This is a genomic window from Methylobacillus arboreus (genome assembly GCF_020532725.1).
Taxonomy (GTDB): domain Bacteria; phylum Pseudomonadota; class Gammaproteobacteria; order Burkholderiales; family Methylophilaceae; genus Methylobacillus; species Methylobacillus arboreus.
The window spans coordinates 299995-325084 of the sequence record NZ_JAJAVC010000011.1 but is presented as its reverse complement, the minus strand read 5'-3'; the positions used below and the strand labels follow the sequence as shown (position 1 = coordinate 325084).

Sequence of the window (25090 nt, the reverse complement as noted above, 5' to 3'; positions counted from 1 at the left end):
CTGTTCCCGTTATATTCGAGTCCGCGCCGGTGCCGGTTTTAGTGCGGAGCAAGGCATGAGGAGTGATGTTTGGCTATTCCAAATGAACGACGAATAACGCAGCACCGTGCGAAAACCGGCACCGGCCCTTCGGGTTGCAATGGCAAATGGCCCCATGCTGCGTTGCGGGACTTGGCAATGGAATCACCATTACCTGCGTCCCGCGCCTTGCCTGGCACCATTTGCCACTGCAACGCGGACTCGAATATAACGGGAACAGACCCTGGCTAATCCTGCGCAGGCAAGCCTTCCCATCCCCCGCCCAGCGCCGCGATCAGCTGCACACTGCTGATCAGGCGGCTTTGCTGCAAGGTCAGCAAGGTGCGCTCGGTGTTGAGGGCCGTGGTTTGCGCGGTCACGACATCAAGGAAACCAATCAGGCCAACGCGGTATTGGTTGGTGTATTGCCTGAGTGCCTGCTTGGCGGCTGCCACTGACTCCTCCCGCAACGCCGACTCTTCACCCAGGGTATGCAATGTCACCAAGTAATCCTCCACCTCGCGAAAGGCGGCCAATACCGTCTGGCGGTAGCCGGCCACTGCCGCATCGTAACTGGCCTCCGACTGCACAACGTTGTACTTATTCTGCAAACCGTCAAACAAGGTCATGGCAAGCTGCGGCCCAACCGACCAATAGCGGTTAGGCATGGTCATCCAGTCGTTGAAGGTGCTGCTTCTATAGCCGCCACTGGCAGAAAGGCTCAGGCTGGGATAATAGGCCGACTTGGCAACCCCGATATTGGCATTTGCCGCCATGACGGAGCGCTCGGCAGCCGCTACATCCGGCCTGCGCTCAAGCAGCTGGCTGGGGACGGCAGCAGGAACTACCGGCAAGTTTGGCACCTTGTCACTCTCAGCCAGGTTGAAATTGGCGGGCGCCTCACCCATCAACACGGCAATGGCATTTTCGAGCTGGGCGCGCTGCCATACCAAATCCACCAGGTCGGCTTCCGCATTCTTGAGTTGGGTGGTCGCCGCTGCCACATCGGCACTGGCCACCACACCGCGTTTATATTGGCTTTCAGTGAGCTGCACCACGCGCCGGTAGGTCTCGACGGTTTCAGTCAGCAGCCGCTTTTGCTGATCCAGCACGCGTATCTGCAGATAGTTCTGCACCAGCTCGGACTGCATGCTGAGGCGCATGGCCGCCAGGGTTGCGAAACTGGCATCGGCATTGGCCCGGTTTGCCTCCAGCGTGCGCCGCAGGCGGCCCCAGATGTCGATTTCCCAACTCGCATTGAGTGCAGCATTGTAGGTTGTGCGGATGCCGCTCACCTGCACGGCCTGGCTGGAAGTGGAACTGCCCGCCCCTTGGCCCGCGCGGGTCTTGCCCATCGTCGCATTTAATTGCGGCCATAGGGCGCCGCGGGCACTTTGCGCCAGGGCAAAGGCCTGGCGATATTGGGCTTCATACTGCGCGACAGTCAGGTTACCGTTGTTAAGCTTGTCAACGAGCTGGTTGAGTTCCTGGTCGCCATAGCGCTCCCACCACTCCCCTTTGGGGGCCTCATCTGCAGGCGCCGCGATACTCCAGCCTTGCTCATGCTTGAATGTAGCAGGCACCGCGGTCTGTGGCCGGTGGTAATCCGGCCCCACCATGCAGGCAGACAATAGTAAGGGCAAGCTGATAATGCCAAGCTTGGCAAATGCTCTCATTCCATTTTCTCCAACATTGCGCCTCGGGGCTTGTGCCGATTGAGGGCCCAAAGGCGTAAACGATCCAGATAAAGATAGACCACAGGTGTGGTGTAAAGCGTCAGCAGCTGGCTCAGCAGCAAACCGCCTACAATCGCAATCCCGAGCGGACGGCGCAGGGGAGCGTCACCATCCGTGCCCATAATCAGCGGCAAGGCACCAAGCAATGCCGCCATGGTGGTCATGAGGATAGGGCGCAGGCGCTGCTGGCAAGCCTCCATGATGGCCTCCTTTGAGGACAAGCCGCGCTCGCGTTCGGCCACCAGCGCAAAATCGATCATGAGAATGGCATTCTTCTTCACGATGCCGATCAGCAGGATGATGCCGATCAGGGCGATCAGGGTCAGCGGCGTATCGAACAGGATCAATGCCAGCAATGCCCCCACACCGGCGGATGGCAAGGTCGAGAGGATGGTCAGCGGATGGACATAGCTCTCGTACAACATGCCGAGCACGATATACACAGAAACCAGCGCTGCCAGGATCAGCCATGGCATCTGCTTCAATACCTTATCCTGGGCACTGGCCGTGCCGGCAAAAGTCGCCTGCACATTGAGCGGCATCTTGAGGTCGGCTAGCGCATGCCTGATCTGCTGCTTGGCATTTTCGAGATTACCGCCTTCGGGCAGGTTAAAGGAATAGGTAATGGAAGCGAACTGCCCTTCATGCTGCACCGAGGCCGGCGCCGTGTTGTACCCCAGTGTCACGAAGTTGGATAACGGCACACGGGCGCCGCTACCCGTCAGGACATACAAACTGGAAAGAATGTCAGGGCTTTGCATGTATTGGTCGGCCACCCCCATCACGACACGATACTGATTCTGCTCCTGGTAGATCGTGGAAATCTGGCGCTGGGCATAGGAGTTGTTCAACAGTGCAATCACCATTTCCACATCTATCCCCAAACGCTTGGCTGCATCGCGGTCTATGTTGAGGTACACCTGCACCGCGCGGCTGCGTCCACCGCCACCCACATCCACAATCTCCGGCACGGACTGCAAGGTTTCCAATACCTTGTTTTCCCAAGTGCGCAAGTCTTTTATGTCGTCGCTTTTCAGCGTCATCTGGTAGTTGGAATCAGCGGAGCGCCCACCTACGCGCAAGTCCTGCATATTGACGAGAAACATCGAGGCGCCAGGCACCTGCGCCAGCTTGGGTCGCAACCGTGCAATGATCGTTTCTGCCGGTTCACGCTCGCGGATATCCTTGAGAATAATAATAAAATTACCGGAATTGCTGGAGGCGCCAGGCCCGCGTCCGCTGCCAGACATCCCCATCACCTGGTCCACAGCCGGGTCGGTCAGCAGGATGCTGCGGAACGCTTCCAGCTTCTTCTGTAATTCGGTGAATGAAACCCCCTGGTCAGCTCGTGCATTGCCGAACAGACGACCAGTGTCCTGGTCCGGGAACATCCCCTTGGGAATCGCGGTATAGAGATACACATTGACGGCAATCGTGAACAGCAGGATCGCCAGCATCAATGCGGAGTGATCAAGCGCCCAGGCCAGGCTCTTGCGGTATCCATGCTGCACGCGCTGGAAAATCCCCAGCTTGGCCTGCCCTGCTACAGCCTCGCCTTCCACCGCCTGGGCATCCTTGCGTCTGAGCAGATAGGCGCAGAGCATAGGTGTCAGCGTCAATGAGACAAACAGTGAAATCAGGATGGCAACCGAGAGTGTCACCGCAAACTCGCGGAACAGGCGGCCCGTAATATCCCCCATAAACAGCAGCGGGATAAATACCGCCACCAGCGACAGGCTCATGGAGATGACGGTAAACCCGACTTCGCGCGCACCGCGCAACGACGCCTTCAAGGGGGGCTCGCCCTGCTCGATGCGCTTGCCGATGTGCTCCACGACGACAATCGCATCATCGACGACAAAACCGGTAGAAATGATCAAGGCCATCAAGGTCAGGTTATTGAGCGAATAATCACAAAGATACATCGCGGCAAAAGTGGCAACCAGCGACACCGGCACGGCAAGCGCGGGAATCAAGGTGGCGCGGCCGTTCCTGAGGAAGAGGAACACCACGAGGATGACCAGTGCCACCGCAATCGCCAGCGTCAACTCAGCCTCATGCAGCGAGGCGCGGATATTTGGGCTCCTGTCTTCCACCACCGTAAGCTTGATGTCGTCTCCCAGGCTGCTTTGAATGCTGGGCAGCTCCGCACGGATGCGGTCTATCATTTCGATGATATTGGCACCCGGCTCGCGACTGACCATGAGCAGGATGGCGCGCTGGTTATTGTGGAAACCGACATTACGGATATCTTCCACCGAGTCATACACACGGGCGACATCGCTCAGGCGCGTCACCGCACCATTGTTGCTGGCGATGATGAGCGAGCGGTAATCCTTGGCGCGCAACAAGCGGTCATCTGCATCCAGTTGCCAGCTATATTCATCACTTTGCAAATAGCCTTTTGGCCCACTGCCATTGGCGGCATTGATAACGTTGCGCACATCATCAAGTGACAGGCCTTGCTGCACCAAGGCATCCGGATTGATATCCACACGCACCGCAGGCAGGGAACTGCCTGCCACATTCACCTGGCTGACGCCCTGCACCTGCGAAATCTTGCGTGACACCATATTGGATCCCAGGTCGTACAACTCCCCCATGCTCTTGGTTCGAGAGGTCATGGTGAGCACCAGGCTGGGCATATTGGCCGGGTTCATCTTGCGGTAGCTGGGCCGGTTGGGCATGCCGCTGGGCAGCATGCCTGCCGCAGCATTGATCGCCGCCTGCACTTCACGCGCCGCCACGTCGATATCCTTATCGAGGTCAAATTGCAGGGTGATGGAAGTGCTACCCTGCGAACTCGAAGAGGTCATTTCGCTGATGCCGGAAATACGCCCCAGGCTGCGCTCCAGCGGCGTCGCCACCGAGGAAGCCATGGTTTCCGGACTGGCGCCCGCCAAGCTGGCAGTAACATTAATGGTCGGGAAATCCACTTGCGGCAGCGGCGCGATCGGCAGCAAGCCGAACGCCAGCCAGCCAGCCAGCATCATGCCCATTGAAACCAGCAAGGTCATCACCGGCCGCAGGATGAACAGCGACGCAGGCCCCCGCTCACTCGGCTTCAACTGGGACCAGGACAGCATCCGCTTCATGGCTTGCCGCGCTCCCGCATCAGGCCAGTTCCTCATCTGCATCGCTGATGCGGGCCTTGATCCTGGCACGGCGACGCGTCAGGCGGTCAAACAACAGGTAAATCACCGGCGTGGTAAAAATGGTCAGCAGTTGGGAAAGCAATAAGCCCCCCACCATCGTAATACCCAATGGCTGCCGCAATTCCGCCCCCGCCCCACTGGCAAACATGAGCGGCAAGGCGCCAAACAATGCCGCCATGGTCGTCATCAGGATGGGACGGAAACGCAACAGGCAAGCCTGATAGATGGCATCCACCGGCTTGAGCCCCTGCTCCCGCTCAGCGGCAAGCGCAAAGTCGATCATCATGATCGCGTTTTTCTTCACAATACCGATCAGGAGAATGATGCCGATAATGGCCACCATGCCCACTTCGTGCCCGTAAAACCACAAGGCAAGCAAGGCCCCGACCGTTGCCGACGGCAAGGTCGAGAGGATGGTGACCGGATGGATGAAGCTTTCATAGAGGATGCCAAGCACGATATACATGCAAAGCAAGGCAGCCAGGATCAGGTAAAGGGTATTCGACAGCGAAGCCTCAAACGCCAGTGCCGCGCCCTGGAAGCGTGTCTGCACGCTGCCAGGCAGTTGCAGTTCCCCCACAGACTCGCGAATGGCCGCCACGGCATCACCCAACGCGACATTGTCAGCCAGGTTGAACGACACCGTGGCGGCCGGGAACTGGCTGATATGGTTGATCGTCAGCAAGGTATTGCGCTCTTCCACCCGCACCAGGGAGTTGAGCGGCACCTGCGTCGTGACGGTATTGCCTGCACTATCGACGCTGCTGCCCGGCACATAGAGATTCGACAACGCTGCCGGACTATTGCGGTAGTTGGGCGGCACTTCCATCACCACGCGATATTGGCTGGCCTGGGTATAAATCGTGGAAATCAGGCGCTGGCCAAAGGCGTTATAAAGCGCGGCATTGATGCTGGAGACAGTCACGCCGAGGCGTGCAGCATTGTCGCGGTCTATCACCAGATAGGCCTGCAAGCCCTTGTCCTGCAAGTCGCTCGCCACATCGGTCAGTTGCGGGAGCTGGCGCAGCTTTTCCATCACGCGCGGCATGGCCGATTGCAGCACAGCAATATCGGGGTCGGTGAGCAGGAAGCGGTATTGCGTACGGCTGGTCTTGTCCTCGATCGTCAGGTCCTGCACGGGCTGCAGATAGAGCTTCAAATCAGGGATATCCGCCGTTGCCTGTTTCAGGCGTGCAATCACCTGGTTGGCGGTCACGTCGCGTTCCGCATGCGGCTTGAGGTTGATCAGGAGGCGCCCGGTATTGAGCGCTTCGTTGGTACCATCGACACCGATGTAGGATGAGACGCTATCCACTGCCGGGTCACGCTTGATGACCCTGGCAAGCACCTCCTGCTTCCTTGACATCGCCGCAAACGAGACCGACTGCGGCGCCTCGCTGATGCCCTGGATCAGGCCGGTATCCTGGCTTGGGAAGAAACCCTTGGGCAGGTAGAGATAAAGCAATACCGTAATCACCAGGGTAAACACCGTGGCGGCCAGCGTCAGCCCCTGGTGCGCCAGCACCCATTTCAAGGCGCGTCCATAACGCTCAATCAGCCCCTGTATCATGCGGCCGCCGGTCTTGGCGAACCGGCTTTTCTCGGTATTTGGCACATGCTTGAGCCACAATGCGCACAGCATGGGCGTCAATGTCAGCGAAATCAGCATGGAGACCAGGATGGCAATCGCCAGCGTCAAGGCAAACTCCCGGAACAACCGGCCCGCAATATCGCTCATGAACAATAGCGGAATCAGCACCGCAACCAGTGAAATGGTCAGTGAGATAATGGTGAAGCTGATCTGCTTGGAGCCTTTCAAAGCCGCCTGCAGTGGATGGTCGCCTTGCTCTATGTAGCGCTCGATGTTCTCGAGCATCACGATCGCATCATCAATCACAAAACCGGTCGCAATGGTCAGCGCCATCAAGGTCAGGTTGTTGATGGAAAAACCGGCGATGTACATGACGCCAAAAGTGCCGATCAGCGACAATGGCACAGCAATCGACGGAATCAGGGTCGCGCGCGCGTCCTGCAAGAAGAGGAAAGTCACGAGCACCACCAGCCCGATGGCGAGCAAAAGCTCGATCTGGGTATCCTTGACTGAAGCCTGGATGGTATGGCTGCGGTCGCTCAGGACGGAAACCTGGACGTTCTCCGGCAGGCTTTCTTCCAGGTCAGGTAATAGGTCTCGAATGCGCTCGACCACGTCGATCACGTTGGCGCCGGGCTGGCGCTGGATATTGACGATCACGGCAGGCTTGTCGTCGGCCCAGGCGGCAAGGTACTCGTTCTCCGCGCCGTCGTAAGCTCGCGCCACATCCTTGAGGCGTACCGGCGCGCCGTTCTGGTAGCTCACGATCAGCTCACGGTATTCATCCGCACTGCGCATCTGGTCGTTGGCATCAATGGTGGTGGAACGTGTTGCGCCATTGAAGCTGCCCTTGGAACCATTGAGGTTGTTGCTGGCAATTGCCGTGCGTATGGATTCCAGGCTAAGGCCATAGGAGGCCAGGGCGGTGGAATTGGCGCTCACGCGCACGGCAGGGCGCTGCCCGCCGCTGATGCTCACCATGCCCACGCCAGAAATCTGCGCTATTTTCTGCGCAAGCCGCGTATCCACCAGGTCTTGCACCTTGGGCAGCGGCAATGCGTCAGAAGTCACCGCCAGGGTCAGGATAGGCACATCTGCGGGATTGACCTTGCTATAGACCGGCTGGCTGGGAAGGTCATTAGGCAATAAGTTGGACGCGGTATTAATCGCTGCCTGCACACCCTGCTCGGCAATGCCCAGGCTGGTATCCAGGTTGAAACGCAAGGTAATGACCGACGCTCCGCCTGCACTGCTGGATGACATTTCATCCAAGCCGGCGATTCTGCCTAGCTGGCTTTCCAGCGGCGCGGTGATCATGGAATTGATCACTTCCGGACTCGCGCCCGGGTACAAGGTCTTGACCTGGATTGTCGGGTATTCCACCTCCGGCAGCGATGCCACCGGCAACAGCCGGTAGGCCAGGATGCCGGAAATAAGCAAGGCCAGCATCAGCAGCGTAGTCGCCACCGGCCTTTCGATGAAAATCCGCGAGGGATTCATGAACGCGGGCCCCGACCCTGATCTGTCCTGCCCTGCCCTGCCTGGCCATTCTGCTGCTGCCAGGCCCCGCGCCTGCCTTCACCCGAATCACCAGCCGCTGGCTGGATGTTCTCCTCGCCTGCAACACGTACCACCATGCCGTCCGACAGCCTGTCCGCGCCATCGATCACGATACGCTGGCCGGCATTCAGGCCCTTACGGATTTCCACCTGTTCAGCCTGGCTGATGCCTACCGTAACACGCTGCTTGGATACTTTCTTTTCCCCGTCAATCGTATAGACATAGGTTCCCTCATCGTCACGCTGCAAGGCGCCGCTTGGTATCAGCAAGGCTTTGCTGACCTCGGCGGCATGTAGGCGCACATTGACGAACTGGTTCGGGTACAGGCTATCGTCAGCATTGTCGAAGCGCGCGCGCAACTTGAATGTACCTGTGGTCGTATCGATCTGGTTGTCTATACTTGCCACTTTGCCTGTGGCAAGGCGCACCTGGCGCTGGCGGTCAAGCGCTTCAACCACCAGCTTGTCGGGATTGCGCTTGAGTTGCTGACGAACCGTGGATAGCTGCTGCTCAGGCAGGCTGAATACCACACTGATTGGCCGCGTTTGCGTCAGCACCGTGATCGGCGTGGTGGCATTCACCGACACCTGGTTGCCCATATCCACCTGGCGCAGGCCAATGCGCCCGTTGATGGGCGCACGCACCTTGGTGAACTCCAGGTTAAGCTTGGCAGCCTCGAGCTGGCCCAGCGCATTTTCCAGGTTGCCCTGATACTGGCGCACCAAGGCTGTCTGGGTATCCAGCGTCTGGATTGCAATAGAGTCCTCATCGCGCAGTTCCTGGTAGCGCGCTAGGTCGATTTCGGCATTCCTGAGCTGCGCACGGTACTGGCTCACCACGCCTTCCACCTGCTTGAGGGCGGCCTGGTAAGGCCGGGGGTCAATTTCGGCCAGCACATCGCCCTGCTTGACTTCCTGCCCTTCCGTGAACAGGATCTTGCTTAATTGCCCTTCCACGCGTGCCGTGACATTCACAGTATTAAGCGAAGTCACCGTGCCGACAGCCTCCAATTGCACAGAGAGCGGCGCTTCCGTCACTGAGCCCACACTCACCAGCATGCTTTCCCCAAACATGCCGCGACGCCCGCCGGGAAAACCTCCGCCTCCCGGCGGCCCTGGCCTGCCGGCTCCTGGTCCGCCTGGGCCACCGGGAGGCATGCCCTGTCCCATGCCGGGAGGCCCCTGGTTAGCGCCTGAAGAGGATAATGGCACGTATTTCCACAGCACATAAGCCACGATTGCCAGGAGGGCAAGCAGGATGAGCCAGGGACGTAGGGTTCTTAATATTGAACTGGACATAGGATATGGTGCATATGAATTGGAAAATTAAATCAGCTTCGCATGCCCTGCCGGCAGACGCAAACCTGCCAAGGGGGCACTAACCGTGAGAACAATATTATTGTTCAGAATGAATCGCCGCAAACTAATTTACACAACCCTACATAGTTCACGGCTTACCTCTATGACCGTTTACAAAGCCTTACAATCCGTCCTGCTTTGCTTGTAACAATGCCTGGGTATGGTGCGCTGCCATCCACTCCTCATTAGTGAAAGCAACAGCTGCCATTACCTGGCTTTCTGCAAGCGAAATCACTCGCGCGTGCGCCTGGTTTGCCGCCTCATCCAGCTTCAGGCCAAGAAAGCCCAGCCCCTGGATCACGCGCTGACGGATATCGGCATTGTGCTCGCCTATGCCCGCCGTGAATACGAGCAGCTCAAGCCCGCCCAGCACAGCCACCAGCGAGCCTATCTCACGCACGATTCGCCTGACATATAAATCCAGCGCCAGCCGGGCGCGCGGCTCATCGGCTTCCCGCTGCAACAATACCCTGGGGTCGGAAGAAATCCCCGAAACCCCCAACAGCCCGGATTCATGGTAAAGCATTTCCCCCACCCTGGCCGGGCTCAGGTGCTCCACTTCCATCATGTGCAGCAGCACGCCCGGGTCGAGCGCGCCGCAGCGTGTCCCCATCATCAGGCCGTCCAGCGCAGAAAAGCTCATGGTGGTGGCAACGCTTTGCAAGCCTTGCATGCCGCAGAGGCTGGCGCCGCTGCCGAGGTGCGCGACGATAGTGCGGCCTTTTGCCTGCTCGCCGAAAAGCTCGGGCAGGTGCAGGGCCATATACTCGTAGGACAAGCCATGAAAACCGTAACGGCGGATGCCGCGCTCGAAAGCCGCATAGGGCAATGGCAATACTTGCTCAACTTCAGGCAGGGTATGGTGGAAAGCCGTATCAAAGCACGCCACCTGGGGCAGCGCTGGGTCGAAGCGCAACAAGCGCTCTATCGCCTCCAGTGCAAACGGTTGGTGCAAGGGTGCCAACGGGATATAGCTGCGCAAATCACGCAACACTTCCGCATCAACACGCACCGGCTTGAAGTATTGGCTGCCACCATGCACGACGCGATGCGCGATCGCCACCAGCGTGCCGCCGTGCAACTGCTGCTGCGTTTGGTCAATGATCTGGCGCAAAGCATCCGAATAGGGATGCTCGCTGCCAAGTGCAATTGGGTGCGGCTCAGTGAGACTGTCACCATAGGTAGGATTGCTGCCGAGTATGCCGTCCACCTTGCCGTTCCATCGCGGTTTGCGCGGGATTTCGGCCTTGCTGATGTCAAACAGGCCGAACTTGATGCTGGAGGAGCCGCAATTCAATACCAACACCAGCTTGCTCATGGCGGATTATCCTTGTAGTGCTGGGCGAGGATGGCAGCGACCGCGCAGGAAGCAAGACGGCTCTGCTTGGGGTCTGCCCGGCTGGTCAGCACTACAGGCACCTTGGCTCCGAGCACGATACCTGCGCTCTGCGCATTGCCAAGATATTCAAGCTGCTTGGCAAGCATATTGCCGCTTTCAAGGTCAGGCGCCACCAGGATATCGGCAGCCCCTGCCACTTCCGAGCGTATGCCTTTGATCTTCGCCGCTTCGATGGAAATGGCGTTATCAAACGCAAGCGGCCCATCGAGCACGCCGCCGCTGATCTGCCCACGATCCGCCATCTTGCAGAGAATGGCGGCATCCAGCGTGGCAGGCATATGCGTCGACACCGTCTCCACAGCTGCCAGCAGCGCCACCCTGGGAGACTCCAGGCCAAGCACCGCGGCAAGGTCTATCGCATTCTGCACGATATCTGCCTTGGCCAGCAGGTCGGGCGCGATATTGATAGCGGCATCCGTGATAATGAATGCACGCGGGTAAGTCAGCACCTGCATGATAAAGCAATGCGAAACCCGGCGCTTCGTCCGCAGGCCGGCTGCGGAAGGCAGGATAGCCGACATCAGCTCATCGGTATGCAGACTGCCCTTCATGATCGCATGCACCTCGCCAGCCGCGGCAAGCTCCGCACCCTTGGCCGCGGCAGCATGGCTGTGCGGCACATCAATGATCTCAATGCCGTCAAGTGCCAGGCCTTCCTGCCCGGCAACTGCCTCAATGCGTGCGCGAGGCCCGATCAGCAAAGGGTCGATCAAGTTCAAGCTTCTGGCCTCAAGCGCCGCACCCAGGCTTACCGCATCACAAGGATGCACCACGCCCGTGCGCACCGTCGGCAGGGTTTGCGCATAGGCAATCAGGTCTTGCAGCAAATTCAGAGACTTCCCCGGGCGGACCAGGGGCAGGGCTTGTGACATCGGTTGCTCCTTCAGGAATTCATTCGACTGACGTTTACCGCATGGCCGGCTCATGCATGACATGTAAGGCTCTAACCATCAAGACCAGCAAAACAGGCAAATAATTCAAGCGGTCTCAAGCAGGCGTCCAGGTACCCTTCTGGATAAATTCCACCTTGTATCCATCCGGGTCTTCAATGAAGGCAATCACGGTAGTACCGTGCATCATAGGCCCAGCCTCGCGCACCACCTTTCCGCCCGCCTGCTTGACCGCCTCGCAGGCAGCATAGGCATCTTCTACCTCGATGGCGATATGCCCGTAGGCATTGCCCTTGTCATAGCTGGCGGTATCCCAGTTATAGGTAAGCTCAATCACGGCCTGGTCGCGCTCGCTGCCATAACCAACAAACGCCAGCGTGAATTTTCCCTCTGGATACTCATGGCGGCGCAACAGCTTCATCCCAAGCACATTGGTATAAAACGCCAGCGACTTTTCCAGGTCACCGACACGTAACATGGTATGCAATATCCGCACGGCTCACTCCTTGAACGATGAAAGGGAAGAAAGCCATTATAGCTTTAAGGAATTATCTGCGTGCAGGCTCCCAATGGCATGAATACTAATGTACCCACCACCGAAACTGACTAGGATTCTTTTACCAGCATAATCTGAAGATATTTCTGGTAAAGCTGATCATGGGTTTCCACGCGGTTGGGATCATGCGGAATGCAGGCGACTGGGCAAACATCCTGGCACTGCGGATTATTGAAATGGCCTACGCACTCGGTGCACAAGCTGGGGTTGATCTCGTAGATTTCCTCGCCTTGGTAGATCGCACCGTTCGGGCATTCCGGCTCGCAAACATCGCAGTTGATGCATTCGTCGGTGATCATCAAGGCCATGGCTGATTCCCCGCCGCGCTCAAGCCAGCTTGAGCGCAATGCGCTCCTGCACCAGGGGCGAGACAAACTGGCTGACATCGCCCTTGAGCTGGGCGATCTCGCGCACCAGGCTTGCCGAGACGAACATATACTGCTCGGCTGGGGTGAGGAAAATGGTTTCCATCTCGGGAAATAACTGGCGGTTCATGCCTGCAAGTTGGAATTCGTACTCGAAGTCGGACACCGCACGCAGTCCACGCACCACGGCACGCGCGCCTTGCTCGCGCACAAACTGCATCAATAATCCTGAAAATCCCTGCACCTGCACATTAGGACAATCCGCAAGCACGCTGGAAGCCAGTTCCACGCGTTCTTCAAGCGAAAACATCGGGTGCTTGCCCGGGCTGCGGGCAACCGCGACGATCACATGGTCGAACAACCCGGCGGCACGGCGCACGATATCCTCGTGACCGCGCGTAATCGGGTCGAAGGTGCCTGGGTATACGACTTTCAGCTGGCTCAAATAAACAATCCTTGCAAGGCGAAGCAGGCACGCAGCCTGTCAATCGGTTGATCTATCTGCCAATTTTAACAGGTGATAGAAAACATTGCCCGCCTTGCCATGCTTGATGACCTGCCAAGGCAGCTCATCATCGAGGGCAAACTCGGCCTCCACATAGACTACGCCGTCCTCAGCCAGATGCCCTTGCAGATGGGGCAGAAGCTTGGGCAGCCAGCCCTGCTGGTAGGGCGGGTCAAGAAAGATCACGTCGAAGCGTTCGCGGTTCTGCGCAAGGAATTGCACGGCGTCCTGCTGCAATATGCGCGCGGCGCCAGCATTGAGCAAGGACTGGTTCTGCTGCAGGGATTTGGTGGCAGGCGTGGATTTCTCCACCAGCACCACGGCGCTCGCGCCGCGCGACAATGCCTCGAACCCCATCGCGCCGGTGCCAGCAAACAGGTCGAGACAGCGCCGCCCATACATGTCCTGCCCCAGCCAGTTGAACACAGTCTGGCGCACCCGGTCTGGCGTGGGGCGCAAACCGGGCACATCGGGAAAGCTTAAGAGGCGGCTGCGCCATTCACCGCCGCTGATGCGTACACGGTTAGTTGCTGCCACCCACCACCACCGTCACCAGCTTGTCCGGGTCTATGCGGCGGCTGAAAGCATCCTTGATCTGCGCTGCCGTCACTGCGTCCACCTTGCCATTGAACTCCTCAAGATAGGTAAGCGGCAGCTTGTAAAAGCCGATCACGGCAAGGTAATCCAAGATCCTGCTGTTGCTGTCGATGCGCAACGGAAAACCACCGATGATGTTCTGCTTGGCCGCCTTGAGCTCGGCCTCGGTCACGCCCTTGCTGATGAAGTTGGCCAGGGTTTCCCTCACCAGCTTGAGCGCATCCTCGGCCTGGTCGCGCTTGGTTTGCAGGCCCACCTGAAACTGGCCCAGCTGCTGCATCGGCAGGAAATAACTGTAAACGCTGTACGCCAAGCCACGCTTCTCGCGCACCTCTTCCGTCAGACGTGACACGAAACCGCCGCCGCCCAGGATGTAATTGCCGACATACAGTGCGAAGTAGTCAGGATCGCCGCGCTTGGCACCAGGATAGCCGAGCATGATGTGGGACTGGCTGGCCGGATGCGCAATACGCCGCTCAACCGCCGCCTGTGGATAGCCTACCTCGGGCAGAGCCGCCGCCGCGGGGCTATCAGGCAGGCCTGAGGAAATCCGCTCGGCAATCGTGCGCGCCTGCTCCGGGGTCAAGTCCCCCATCAGCGCGATGACCGCATTTTTTGCGCCGTAATACTGATGGTAGAACTGTTGCAGGTCGTCACGCACCAGAGCATTGACCGATTCCGGCTCCCCATCCTCCTCTACCGCATAGGGATGATTGCCGTACAAAGCCTTGAGGAAAGCCCGGTTCGCAATGCTCGCAGGCTGGGTGGCCGCTTCCTTGAGGCCGGCAATAATACGTGCTTTTTCCCGCGTCAGGGTAGCTTCGGGGAAATCCGGCTGATGCAGTATCTTGGTATAGATATCCAGCGCCGCCTTTTGCTCGCGCTCGCTGCTCAGGGTGCGCAGCTTGAGCGCGGCACGGTCTGCATCAAGCTCACCCCCCAATATTGCACCGACATCGGCGATGCCGTTGGAAATCTGCTGGTCGGTCAGGCCGCCTGCCCCCAGCGTCATGAGATAACGGGTAATGCCGGAAAGCCCGGACTTGTCGCCATCACGCGCGCCTCCTGCGGCGAAGTTGGTACTGATATCAATGATCGGCAGGTCGTGGTTTTCCACGAAATAGACAGCGCTGCCCTTGCTGGTTTGCCAATGTTGGATATTAAGAGCTGCCTGTGCCTGCACGGCCAGTAACAGCCCGGTCGCAATGACGAGCGCCTGCTGCGCGCGCCGGACAAAAGAAAGATTAATGCGCATGTGGCTTGCCTTTTGGTTTTGCATTTGGGTCTATGGGTTGCGGATCGAGAATTGCCACGCTCAGGCTGTCCTTGACCAGGTATTTACGGGCAACATCCTGTACCTGCTGTGGCGTTACGGCCTTCAGCTTGGCTGGATAGCTTTCCAGCGTGCGCCATGAAAAACCGGTGGTTTCCAGGCGGCCAATCCGCATTGCCTGATAAAACACGGAGTCGCGCTGGTAAACATCTGCCGCAATGACTTGCGCCTTGACGCGCTGCAACTCCTCTTCAGTCACCCCTTCCTGTTTGATGTGCTCGATCTCATTCAACAAGGCGGTTTCCAGCTCGGCCACGGTCTTGCCTTCGCTAGGCGTGCCCTCAAGCTCGAACAGCCCAACCTGCCCGCGCTGGATCAGGTCGTAGCCTGCCCCGACATCCACAGCCAGTTGCTGCTGGCGCACCAGGTTCTGGTTAAGCCGTGCGGACGCATTGCCGTCGAGCACGCCTGCGAGGATTTCAAGCGCGTAAGGCTCCCAGTCTTTTTCCGCATCCTGCAGCACAGGCACATGGAAGCCCAGTCGTACATAAGGCAGCTCAGCCGGCACTTTCACCACTGTGCGGCGCTCGCCTATCTGCTTGGGCTCCAGTTGCGGTTTGCGCGCTGGTAATGCATGCGGCTTGATCACGCCAAAATGATGCTCGGCCAGCTTGAGGACGGCCTGGGGATCGACATCCCCTGCCACCACCAGAATCGCGTTGCTTGGTGTGTACCAGGTCTGGTACCACTCGCGTGCATCCTCCACCGTCATGTTTTCCAGGTCGTTCATCCAGCCGACGATAGGCCGGCCATAAGGATGGGCCTGGAAGGCAATCGCATTGAATTGCTCGTTGAGCATACCTTGCGGCTTGTCATCCGTACGCCAGCGGCGTTCTTCCATCACTACGCGGATTTCCTTGGAGAATTCTTCTTTGGTCAATTGGAGATTGGCCATGCGGTCGGCTTCCAACTTGATCGCCAATGGCAGTTGTGACTTTTCCAGTTGCTGGTAATAACCCGTGTAATCATTGCCGGTAAAGGCATTCTCACGCCCACCCGCAGCGGCAATTAGCCGCGAAAACTGGCCAGGAGGAACAGTCTTGGTGCCTTTGAACATCATGTGCTCGAGCACATGGGCGACACCGGTCTTGCCATTGACTTCATCCACACTGCCAGCGCGGTACCATACCTGTGACACCACCACCGGCGCCCGGTGGTCTTCCTGTACGATCACCCGCAAGCCATTGTCCAGCTTGAACTCATGCGTACCTGCTGCTTGGGCTGCCATCGGCATCAATGCCAGGGCCAGCCACACTCCTCGAATAAACACCTTGTGATTCTCCTTTAGCCGCATTATTCATGCATTATAGCGGTAGTTTAATGCTGAATTGCCGCCACCACGCTGTTGTCTGACCGCACCCGGATGGCAAATATCAATTCAACGATGCTCTGACAGAACCATTTCAAAATTAGTTCTTATGATTGAGGCAGATATATGCCTGGGATATATAGCCACTATTTCGTCTCCTGGTGAAAATACGTTGAAGATATGCACAGATATCCTGCTTGAGCCGCGGCAAGCGCTTTGTTTTGCTTTAAAATATCTGCTTACTGGTAAAAACACACCCCATGTTCGATTTTTTCAAAAAAGATAAGTCCCCACCGGCTGCTATTCCTGAACCGGAACAAGCAGCGCCTGTCACGCCCCAGGTGCCGACCCAGGAAAAACCGACCCTGAGCTGGGCCGAGCGGCTCAAGCGCGGCCTGGCGAAGACCCGTAGCCAGCTTGGCCTGCAATTGGCCAGCCTGTTCGGTGGTGGCAAGATTGATGAGGATGTATACGAGGAGCTGGAAACCATCCTGCTCACCTCGGATGTCGGTATCGCTGCAACGCAGGCCCTGCTCGAACAGATCCGCACCCGCGTGAAGCGCCAGAACCTCAGCGATACCACCCAGCTCAAGGATGCGCTCAAGCAATCCTTGCTCGAGTTGCTCGCCCCACTGGAAAAACCGCTGGACACCTCCACGGCCCAGCCCTTCGTTATCATGCTGGCTGGGGTCAATGGCGCTGGTAAAACCACCACCATCGGCAAGCTCGCCAACCTGTTCCAGTCGCAGGGCAAGTCGGTACTGATTGCAGCAGGCGACACCTTCCGCGCTGCCGCGCGTGAGCAGTTGCAAGCCTGGGGCGAGCGTAACAATGTGCACGTCGTTGCCCAGGAAAGCGGTGATCCTGCTGCCGTCATCTTCGATGCAGTGAATTCGGCCAAGGCGCGTGGCATTGATATCGTCCTGGCCGATACTGCTGGCCGCCTGCCCACCCAGCTCAACCTCATGGAAGAAATCCGCAAGGTGCAACGGGTAATCGACAAGGCATTGCCTGGCGCACCTCATGAGGTGTTGCTGGTACTCGATTCCAACACCGGCCAGAACGCCGTCACCCAGGTCAAGGCGTTCGACGATGCACTGGGCGTGACAGGCCTGGTGCTCAGCAAACTGGATGGTACCGCCAAGGGCGGTGTGATTGCCGCAATTGCCCAAGCGCGCCCCGTCCCCATCCGCTTCATCGGCGTGGGCGAATCCATAGATGACTTGCGTGCGTTCAAAACCAGCGAGTTTGTTGATGCATTGTTTGAATAAGGAATCGCGCCGCGCATGATACGTTTCGACCAGGTCATCAAGCGCTACCGCGGCAGCGACGAGATTTTGCGCAACGTTTCCTTCGAGATCGCCGCAGGCGAGCTGGCGTTCGTCACCGGTCACTCCGGCGCGGGCAAGAGCACCCTGCTCAAGCTCATGGCAGGCATAGAACGGCCAAGCAGCGGCACGGTGCTGATCGGCAACCAGAACGTCAGCAAGCTGCGCCCGCGCATGCTGCCTTACCTCAGGCGCAAGTTCGGCCTGGTGTTCCAGGACCACAAACTGCTGTACGACCGCAACTGCTTCGAAAACGTGGCTTTGCCGCTCTACATCAATGGCGTCACCGGTCAGGAAGCCGCCAGGCGCATCCGCGCCGCGCTGGACAAGGTTGGCCTGCTCGGCAAGGAAAAAGCCATGCCGATCACGCTCTCAGGCGGCGAGCAGCAACGACTGGCCATCGCCCGCGCAGTTGTCAGCCGGCCTGCCATCCTGATTGCGGACGAGCCGACAGGCAACCTGGACGAGGAATATGCCACAGACATCATGCGCCTGTTCCATGCCTTTCAGCAGGTCGGCGTCACCGTCATCATCGCCACCCATGATGCCCACGGCATCCAGAGCATACCGGCCAAGCTGCTGCACCTCGACCATGGGAAACTCACCGCATCATGAAACATTGGATCAACCAGCATACCCTGGTCTGGCGCCTTGTCCTCTCGCGCATTCTGCGGGCCAAGCTATCTACCCTGATGATCTGGAGCGTGATTGGTATTGCCCTGAGCCTGCCAGCCATCCTTTATGTAGTCATCGACAATCTCAACCAGTTGGCCGGACAGGTCAAGAATGAGCCGCAGGTCAGCGTGTTCATGAAACTGGATGCCGAACCGGCGACCGTTGAGGCATTCAGGAAAAACCTGGAGCAGCACAAGGGCATCGCAAAACAGCAATTTGTCAGCAAGGAAGTCGCCTGGCAGGAAATGCAGGAACTAAGCCAGAATGTTGCCAGCCAATTGGACCGCAACCCGCTGCCTGATGCCTTCTTCATCGAGCCCAAGGATCATTCACCTGAGGCCATCTCCCAACTGCAACGTGAAATTGAAGGCTGGCCAGGCGTAGAGCATGTGCTGGCCGATGCCGACTGGGCAAAACGACTCTATGCCTTGCTGCAGCTGGGCCAGAAAGCCGTCCTGGTGCTTTCCGGCCTACTCGGCTTTGCCCTGGTGGCAGTCATCGGCAATACCATACGCCTGCAAATTGCGACCCAGCGCGAGGAAATCGAAGTCAGCAAACTGATCGGCGCCACCGATGGTTTCATCCGCCGGCCGTTCCTGTACGCAGGCACCCTGTATGGCCTGGGCGGCAGCCTGATCGCCCTGCTGTTCGTCAACGGCATTCTTACAATCTTTAACCTCTCGGTTGCTGATTTGGCAGAACTTTATGGCAGCAGCTTCATCTTAACTTTACCGGGCTGGGAAATCAGCCTGGGGGTAATCGCATGCGCTGTTACATTGGGTTGGATAGGCTCCTATATCGCCGTCAACCGCTCACTGGCGCGCCTCAATCCCAACTAATCAAAACCAACAATGCCGGACTAATTAACCGTGGCTGCACCGCGTCTGTTTCGCCATATCATCGCATTCATCGCGAGCCACCTCGGCCAGGCACGTCCACAGCCAGACGCGTCCGACCTTCCTTGGCAGCCGCCTGCGTACCACGAGCAATATATCGAGTTCCGTATCAGCCGCCGCACGCTGTATGCGCTTATCTTTTCATTGATTCTGCACTTGATCCTGTTCTTCGGCTTTATCATGCCTACCTTGGACCAGGGAGAGGAATCAGGCAGCGAAGGCGGCCAAAAAGAACTGGTCGTTAGCCTGGCCCAACCAGAGAAAAAACCACAACCGGAAATGGCACCGCCACCAGCGGCAGCGCCGCCACCGCCTCCGGCAGCCCGCAAACCGACCCCACAGCCACGCAGGCAAAGCACGCCCACTCCGCCCGTGGTCACAGGCAAGGATAAGCCGGTACCCCAGCCCGAACAAAAACCTGAGCCACGTCCTGCGCCAGCGCCGACGCCTGCACCACCAAGACCACAGGAGCCAGATCCATCTCAGTATTCAGACATGTCTTCCTACATGAATGCCATGCGTGAATACCGCAGTTCCACCGACAACAACTATGCCGCAATGATGGAAAACCAGCGCGCCCAGCGCGAATCCGGCAACCGTTCGCTGTCAGATGAAGAAAAGCGTGATGAAACCATCAAGAAAAACCTGTCATCCGGCGCGAGCGGCGTATTCCGCATCATGAGCTTAAGCACCTACACCTCCACCTTCGAGTTCCGCGGCTGGGTCAACGACTTCAGCACCGCCAAGCGCGAAGTGTTCCAGATCGAAGCCAAAGCCGGCGAAGACATTCACCGCGCCACCGTGCGCAAGATGATTGAGCTAATACGCCGCCACTACAGCGGCGACTTCAACTGGGAATCACGGCAACTGGGGCGGGTGGTGGTATTGTCTGCACGCACGGAAGACAGCGCGGGCCTGGAGGATTTCTTGATCAAGGAATTCTTCGGAGATGGCGACATGCGCTACCTGGATACGCAGCGCCGTAGGCCGCCACCGGGGCCGCCGAGGTATCCGGTGCCTTAAGTCACCTTTATTTATAATAACTTAACGAGTTTAAAAACGACGTGGCCGCGGTAATTGTTGAACAAATTACTTGGTTTGGTATTCAAGAGCTAGACTCTAAACCACCAGGCTATGCTGATATTATTTTTGCATATCCAATTTAGCGAAGCTTTTCTAATCCTTGAGTTAAAAGTCGTACAAAATCTTTCGCGTCAGAAAAGTAGTTTTTAAATGCCATTCTTATTTCTTCATTAGTATCTGCTTTCACCAACACAATATCCAAACCTGGATGTTCATTTTCTAGTTTGAACAACTCCTTTAAAGCATCGGTTGCCTCTCGGAAACTTCTTACTTCTAGTTCACCAGAAGGAGAAAATATCAAAATGGCATTCCGATTATTAGTCGCGGCCGACTCTGCAGAATTTAGGCCACTGAGAGTCCTAACCAAATTCAGATCATTATTTAATGCGTCAAAATTCTCAATCAGCTCTTGATCTGAAAGGTTTGGATAAGGTCCTTTAAGACCCTCGTGAGTCCTAGCAAGAATTTCACTAGCCAGAGCCATACAATGCTCATAACGCTTATCTCCTTGCTGAAACTTTGGCTGACTCTCAGTAATAAAACCAATCACTTCGACTGCTGTAGCCCATGCATGCTGAACTAATGTTCGGTATTGAATTTCAACTTGAAGCCCCTTGAAGTCTTTACCCGCTATTGAATTAACATCATATGAATACACATCATGTATCCCCCGATATCCTGTTACCTTTGGATTCGCAATATAATCATATTTTGTAGATTCATTTCGCCGCTTATGCTTAAAACGGGCTTTATGAAAATCTCGTCTAAAATTATTTAACTCATCAATAGATTTAAAAATAAGTCGGCAACCAGCCACATCATCCATACGCGCCAGCTCCATTGAAGGCAGCCTTTTTAATTTATTAAAAATAGTATTACGACGCTTATGTCTTTGCGCTACTACAATTTCTGTTAACTTTGTTCTGTTTCTCAAGCTAGCCTGAAATGTATTTAAAACTGCCCGGTGTGCAGCTCGCCACTCCTCAATTACAGCTAGATCTTCTTTCGTCGCCACTTCATTTCTAATATTATTTCCAGCGCGATTCACCCTCGATTTTGACCCACCAGGAAATTTACTCTCGTACACTATAATTCCTTCCAATTGAAGCGTCATGAAAATGTCATTGCTCATGTAAATAATATATATTACAAAATAAAAAAAGCTGGCATATCAAATATGCCAGCTTTTATTCAATATACACTTATAAGTTTACTTCTCGGCAAACGCCCGCTCAATCACATAATCTCCCACATCACCAATCCGCTCAGACACCTTGAGACCAGCGGCATCAAGAATCTTGCAGGTATCAATCAACATTTGCGGGCTACCGCACAACATGGCACGGTCTGTTTCGGGACTAAGTGGTGGCAGGCCAATATCCTCATACAGCTTGCCGTTTTCCATCAAGTCGGTCAGGCGGCCCTGATAGCGGAATTCTTCACGCGTCACGGTAGGGTAATAGATCAATTGGTTCTTCACCTGCTCACCGAAGAATTCGTTCTCGGGCAACTCCTTGGTGATGAAGTCTTCATAAGCCAGGTCATTCACGCGGCGTACGCCATGCACCAGGATCACTTTTTCGAAGCGCTCATAGATTTCAGGATCCTGGATCAGGCTGATGAACGGGGCAAGGCCGGTGCCGGTAGACAGTAGGTACAGGTTCTTGCCGGGCTTGAGGTCGGACAGCAGCAGCGTGCCAGTGGGCTTGCGGCTCACCAGCAAGTCGTCGCCGACCTTCAGGTGTTGTAAACGGGAAGTCAGCGGGCCATTGGGCACCTTGATGCTGAAGAACTCCAGGTTCTCGGCATAGTTGGCGCTGGCGATACTGTAAGCACGCATCAACGGCTTGCCGTCGACTTGCAGGCCGATCATGACAAACTGGCCGTTTTCAAAGCGCAACGCTTCGTTGCGGGTGGTGGTGAAGCTGAACAAGCTGTCGTTCCAGTGCCTGACGCTCAACACTTTCTCGGTATTAAATGCACTCATTTAGATTCTATTCTCTTTAAGATTTTGAATTATTGGTTCAGGGCTGTGGTCAGCTCAGGCACTGCATCAAACAGGTTGGCTACCAGGCCGAAATCCGCATGCTGGAAGATAGGGGCATCAGGATCATGGTTGATCGCGACGATGATCTTGCTGTCCTTCATCCCGGCCAAGTGCTGCATCGCGCCGGAGATGCCAATCGCGAAATACAGCTCAGGCGCAACGATGGTGCCGGTCTGGCCGACCTGGATATCGTTTGGAGCAAAACCGGCATCCACAGCCGCACGGGTTGCGCCCAGTGCACCGCCAAAGCGATGTGCCAAAGGCTCCAGCAGTTCGTCGAAACGCTCAGCCAGACTACGACCACCAGAGACTACAACGCGTGCAGAAGACAGTTCGGGACGGTCAGAAACAGTCTTGTCTTCCTTGATCCAACGGCTCAAGCCACTGCTTGCGGGCGCACTCACCGTAGCCACTTCTGCGCTGCCGCCAGCTGCGGCTGCAGCGAATGAAGTGGCACGAATGGTGACCACCTGGATGGCATCGCTGCTTTCAACGGTGGAAAGCACGTTACCTGCATAGATAGGGCGCACATAAGTCGCGGGCGCGGTGATGCTGACAGCATCGGACACCATGCCGACGTCAAGCAAGGCGGCTACGCGGGGCAATACGCTCTTGCTGAATGCAGTGTGGGCGGACAAGATAACCTTGTAGTCAGCGCCCAGTTGCACCAGCAATGCGGCCACATCTTCTGCCAGGGGATGCTCGAAATGCGCCGCATCTGCATGCAGCACCTTGGCAACGCTAGCGATTTCCGAGGCTTCCCGGGCAATGTCTGCGCTATTGGCGCCTGTCACTACCAAGTGGATGGGCAGTTGCCATGCACCGGCAGCGGCCACTGCCTGGCGGGTGGATTGCTTGATATGTTTGCCGTCGTGTTCGGCCAGAATCAGGATACTCATTACAGGACTTCCGCAAGACGTAGTTTTTCGACAAGTTCAGCAACATTGGCAACCTTGATGCCGGGCTTGCGCGGCTCGGGGTCGGCGACCTTGAGTTGCTTCAGGCGCGGGCTGATGTCGATGCCGAGATCAGCCGCCTTGATAGTCTCGATCGGCTTCTTCTTCGCCATCATGAGGTTAGGCAGCTTGATGAAGCGCGGCTCGTTAAGGCGCAGGTCGGTAGTGACTACTGCAGGCAGCTTGAGCGCAACCACATCGGTACCGCCATCGATTTCGCGGGTCACTTCAATTTCGTCGCCCTTGATGTCGATCACGGAAGCAAACGTGCCCTGGCCAACATTAGCCAATGCGGCGAGCATCTGGCCGGTCTGGCCAAGGTCGTCGTCAATGGCCTGCTTGCCAAGTATGATCAGGCTGGGCTGCTCGCGCTCGACCACGTACTTCAGCAACTTGGCAACGCCCAAGGGCTGCAACTCGACATCGGTTTCAATCAACACGGCCTTGTCCACACCCATGGCCAATGCATGGCGCAAGCTGTCCTGGCTGTTGGTCTTGCCGATGGTCACGGCAATCACTTCGGTGGCAACACCACGCTCCTTGAGACGCACCGCTTCTTCAACGGCAATCTCATCGAACGGGTTGATGCTCAGCTTGACACCGGCGATATCCACATCAGAACCATCGGGCTTTACACGTGGCTTGATGTTGTAATCAACCACATGTTTGACAGCAACTAAAACTTTCATATTCGCGATCTCACTCCATCATTTGCCGCGTATTTTAATCGGCGGTAAAATATCTGTTAAATCAATTATTACTATATCACATATCTATCACATCGATATGAGAATCATTCTCAGGTGAAGCACACATTAAGACAACTGGAAGTATTTGTTGCCATTGCACGCCTGGAGAATGTGTCACGAGCGGCCGAGGCATTGTCGTTGTCACAATCTGCCGCGAGCACCGCACTTGCCGAACTGGAACGACAGTTTGACTGCAAACTGTTTGACCGCATGGGTAAAGTGCTGAAACTCAACGAACTCGGGCGCAGCCTGCTGCCGATGGCAGCAGCCTTGCTTGACCGGGCCGCTGAAATAGAGAGCATTTTACAGGGAAAATCCGCCTTTGGCTTGCTAAAAGTGGGTGCAACACTCACCATCGGCAATTACCTCGCCACCCTGCTCATCGGCTCGTTCATGAAGCAGCACAAGGATTGCCAGGTGCAACTGCATGTGCAGAACACCAATTCCGTGATGCACCAGGTGGCGCAATATGACCTCGACCTGGGCTTGATCGAGGGCGACTGCCATCATACGGAGCTTGAGGTAGAGCCGTGGATAGAAGATGAACTCACGGTTTTCTGCACACCGCAACATCCACTGGCAAAGCAGAAAAAAGCTACATTGGAAGACCTGTTCAAGGAAAGCTGGGTATTGCGTGAACACGGTTCCGGCACGCGTGAAACCTTCGACCATGCCTTGCGCCACCATCATACCCGCCTCAATGTAAAACTGGTGCTGGAGCATACCGAAGCCATCAAGCGGGCAGTAGAATCCGGGCTGGGACTTGGGTGCGTCTCGCGACTGGCACTCAAGGATGATATTGCCCGTGGCCACCTGGTGGCGATTGAAACCCCCGAACTGGATTTAAAGCGCCAGTTCATGTTTGTCTGGCACAAAAAGAAATACCAGACTGCCGCCGTACGTGAATTCCTCAACCATTGTCGGCTGCTGACCCGCAACGTGCGGCGCAGCGACGAAATCAACATACCGTATATCCCATGAAAG

21 protein-coding genes are annotated in these 25090 nt (G+C 56.6%); 5 read left to right on the top strand and 16 right to left on the bottom strand.

Annotated features, from left to right (window positions below):
• Positions 1 to 266: 266 nt before the first annotated feature.
• From LG198_RS12560 to LG198_RS12505, 12 genes are all read right to left on the bottom strand, one after another.
• On the bottom strand, positions 267 to 1694 hold the full coding sequence (locus LG198_RS12560) for an efflux transporter outer membrane subunit (protein ID WP_230343525.1): 1428 nt from the start codon (positions 1692 to 1694) through the stop codon (positions 267 to 269).
• Positions 1691 to 4885, bottom strand: a complete 3195-nt coding sequence (locus LG198_RS12555; RefSeq protein WP_328485591.1) for a multidrug efflux RND transporter permease subunit — start codon at positions 4883 to 4885, stop codon at positions 1691 to 1693. The genes LG198_RS12560 and LG198_RS12555 overlap by 4 nt, the downstream gene beginning before the upstream one ends.
• Entirely contained in the window at positions 4869 to 8000 is a 3132-nt protein-coding gene (locus LG198_RS12550; protein ID WP_230343524.1) for an MdtB/MuxB family multidrug efflux RND transporter permease subunit, read from the bottom strand. Before LG198_RS12550 ends, LG198_RS12555 begins: the two co-directional genes overlap by 17 nt.
• Entirely contained in the window at positions 7997 to 9358 is a 1362-nt protein-coding gene (locus tag LG198_RS12545) for an MdtA/MuxA family multidrug efflux RND transporter periplasmic adaptor subunit (protein ID WP_230343523.1), read from the bottom strand. Before LG198_RS12545 ends, LG198_RS12550 begins: the two co-directional genes overlap by 4 nt.
• A gap of 181 nt (positions 9359 to 9539) precedes the next feature.
• A complete protein-coding gene (locus LG198_RS12540) occupies positions 9540 to 10736 on the bottom strand; it encodes an acetate/propionate family kinase (protein ID WP_230343522.1) in 1197 nt (398 codons plus the stop codon).
• Positions 10733 to 11689 (bottom strand): bifunctional enoyl-CoA hydratase/phosphate acetyltransferase, encoded by a 957-nt coding sequence (locus tag LG198_RS12535; RefSeq protein WP_230343521.1) that lies wholly within the window; start codon positions 11687 to 11689, stop codon positions 10733 to 10735. The genes LG198_RS12540 and LG198_RS12535 overlap by 4 nt, the downstream gene beginning before the upstream one ends.
• A gap of 115 nt (positions 11690 to 11804) precedes the next feature.
• Complete coding sequence (gene gloA / locus LG198_RS12530; RefSeq protein ID WP_230343520.1) at positions 11805 to 12203, bottom strand: lactoylglutathione lyase; 399 nt, start codon at positions 12201 to 12203, stop codon at positions 11805 to 11807.
• 110 nt (positions 12204 to 12313) lie between these two features.
• Positions 12314 to 12571, bottom strand: a complete 258-nt coding sequence (locus LG198_RS12525; RefSeq protein ID WP_230343519.1) for a YfhL family 4Fe-4S dicluster ferredoxin — start codon at positions 12569 to 12571, stop codon at positions 12314 to 12316.
• A gap of 19 nt (positions 12572 to 12590) precedes the next feature.
• Positions 12591 to 13073, bottom strand: a complete 483-nt coding sequence (gene coaD, locus LG198_RS12520) for a pantetheine-phosphate adenylyltransferase (RefSeq protein ID WP_230343518.1) — start codon at positions 13071 to 13073, stop codon at positions 12591 to 12593.
• Positions 13074 to 13112: 39 nt separating this feature from the next.
• Positions 13113 to 13670: a 16S rRNA (guanine(966)-N(2))-methyltransferase RsmD gene (rsmD, locus tag LG198_RS12515; protein WP_230343517.1), complete on the bottom strand. Its 558-nt coding sequence runs from the start codon at positions 13668 to 13670 to the stop codon at positions 13113 to 13115.
• The gene (locus LG198_RS12510) at positions 13657 to 14985 is read right to left on the bottom strand and encodes a M16 family metallopeptidase (protein WP_230343516.1); all 1329 of its coding nucleotides are present in this window, start codon (positions 14983 to 14985) and stop codon (positions 13657 to 13659) included. The genes rsmD and LG198_RS12510 overlap by 14 nt, the downstream gene beginning before the upstream one ends.
• Positions 14975 to 16297, bottom strand: a complete 1323-nt coding sequence (locus LG198_RS12505; protein ID WP_230343812.1) for a M16 family metallopeptidase — start codon at positions 16295 to 16297, stop codon at positions 14975 to 14977. Before LG198_RS12505 ends, LG198_RS12510 begins: the two co-directional genes overlap by 11 nt.
• 335 nt (positions 16298 to 16632) lie before the next feature.
• Here LG198_RS12505 and ftsY point away from each other — a divergent pair, with 335 nt between their 5' ends.
• The 4 genes from ftsY to LG198_RS12485 are packed head-to-tail and all read left to right on the top strand — an operon-like array spanning position 16633 to position 20294.
• A complete protein-coding gene (gene ftsY, locus LG198_RS12500) occupies positions 16633 to 17643 on the top strand; it encodes a signal recognition particle-docking protein FtsY (RefSeq protein ID WP_230343515.1) in 1011 nt (336 codons plus the stop codon).
• A 15-nt stretch (positions 17644 to 17658) separates the two neighbouring features.
• On the top strand, positions 17659 to 18315 hold the full coding sequence (ftsE, locus tag LG198_RS12495) for a cell division ATP-binding protein FtsE (protein ID WP_230343514.1): 657 nt from the start codon (positions 17659 to 17661) through the stop codon (positions 18313 to 18315).
• The gene (gene ftsX / locus LG198_RS12490) at positions 18312 to 19214 is read left to right on the top strand and encodes a permease-like cell division protein FtsX (RefSeq protein WP_230343513.1); all 903 of its coding nucleotides are present in this window, start codon (positions 18312 to 18314) and stop codon (positions 19212 to 19214) included. The genes ftsE and ftsX overlap by 4 nt, the downstream gene beginning before the upstream one ends.
• A gap of 30 nt (positions 19215 to 19244) precedes the next feature.
• Positions 19245 to 20294, top strand: a complete 1050-nt coding sequence (locus LG198_RS12485) for a hypothetical protein (protein WP_230343512.1) — start codon at positions 19245 to 19247, stop codon at positions 20292 to 20294.
• Positions 20295 to 20433: 139 nt separating this feature from the next.
• Here LG198_RS12485 and LG198_RS12480 read toward each other — a convergent pair whose 3' ends face one another.
• The 4 genes from LG198_RS12480 to LG198_RS12465 form a co-directional block, all read right to left on the bottom strand.
• The gene (locus LG198_RS12480) at positions 20434 to 21468 is read right to left on the bottom strand and encodes a RelA/SpoT domain-containing protein (protein WP_230343511.1); all 1035 of its coding nucleotides are present in this window, start codon (positions 21466 to 21468) and stop codon (positions 20434 to 20436) included.
• 96 nt (positions 21469 to 21564) lie between these two features.
• Complete coding sequence (locus LG198_RS12475) at positions 21565 to 22341, bottom strand: ferredoxin--NADP reductase (protein ID WP_230343510.1); 777 nt, start codon at positions 22339 to 22341, stop codon at positions 21565 to 21567.
• A 29-nt stretch (positions 22342 to 22370) separates the two neighbouring features.
• The gene (locus LG198_RS12470; RefSeq protein WP_230343509.1) at positions 22371 to 23300 is read right to left on the bottom strand and encodes an electron transfer flavoprotein subunit alpha/FixB family protein; all 930 of its coding nucleotides are present in this window, start codon (positions 23298 to 23300) and stop codon (positions 22371 to 22373) included.
• Complete coding sequence (locus tag LG198_RS12465; protein ID WP_230343508.1) at positions 23300 to 24046, bottom strand: electron transfer flavoprotein subunit beta/FixA family protein; 747 nt, start codon at positions 24044 to 24046, stop codon at positions 23300 to 23302. Before LG198_RS12465 ends, LG198_RS12470 begins: the two co-directional genes overlap by 1 nt.
• 114 nt (positions 24047 to 24160) lie before the next feature.
• On the opposite strand from LG198_RS12465, the gene LG198_RS12460 reads away from it, so the two are divergent.
• Positions 24161 to 25087 (top strand): LysR family transcriptional regulator, encoded by a 927-nt coding sequence (locus LG198_RS12460; RefSeq protein WP_230343507.1) that lies wholly within the window; start codon positions 24161 to 24163, stop codon positions 25085 to 25087.
• Positions 25088 to 25090 lie beyond the last annotated feature (3 nt).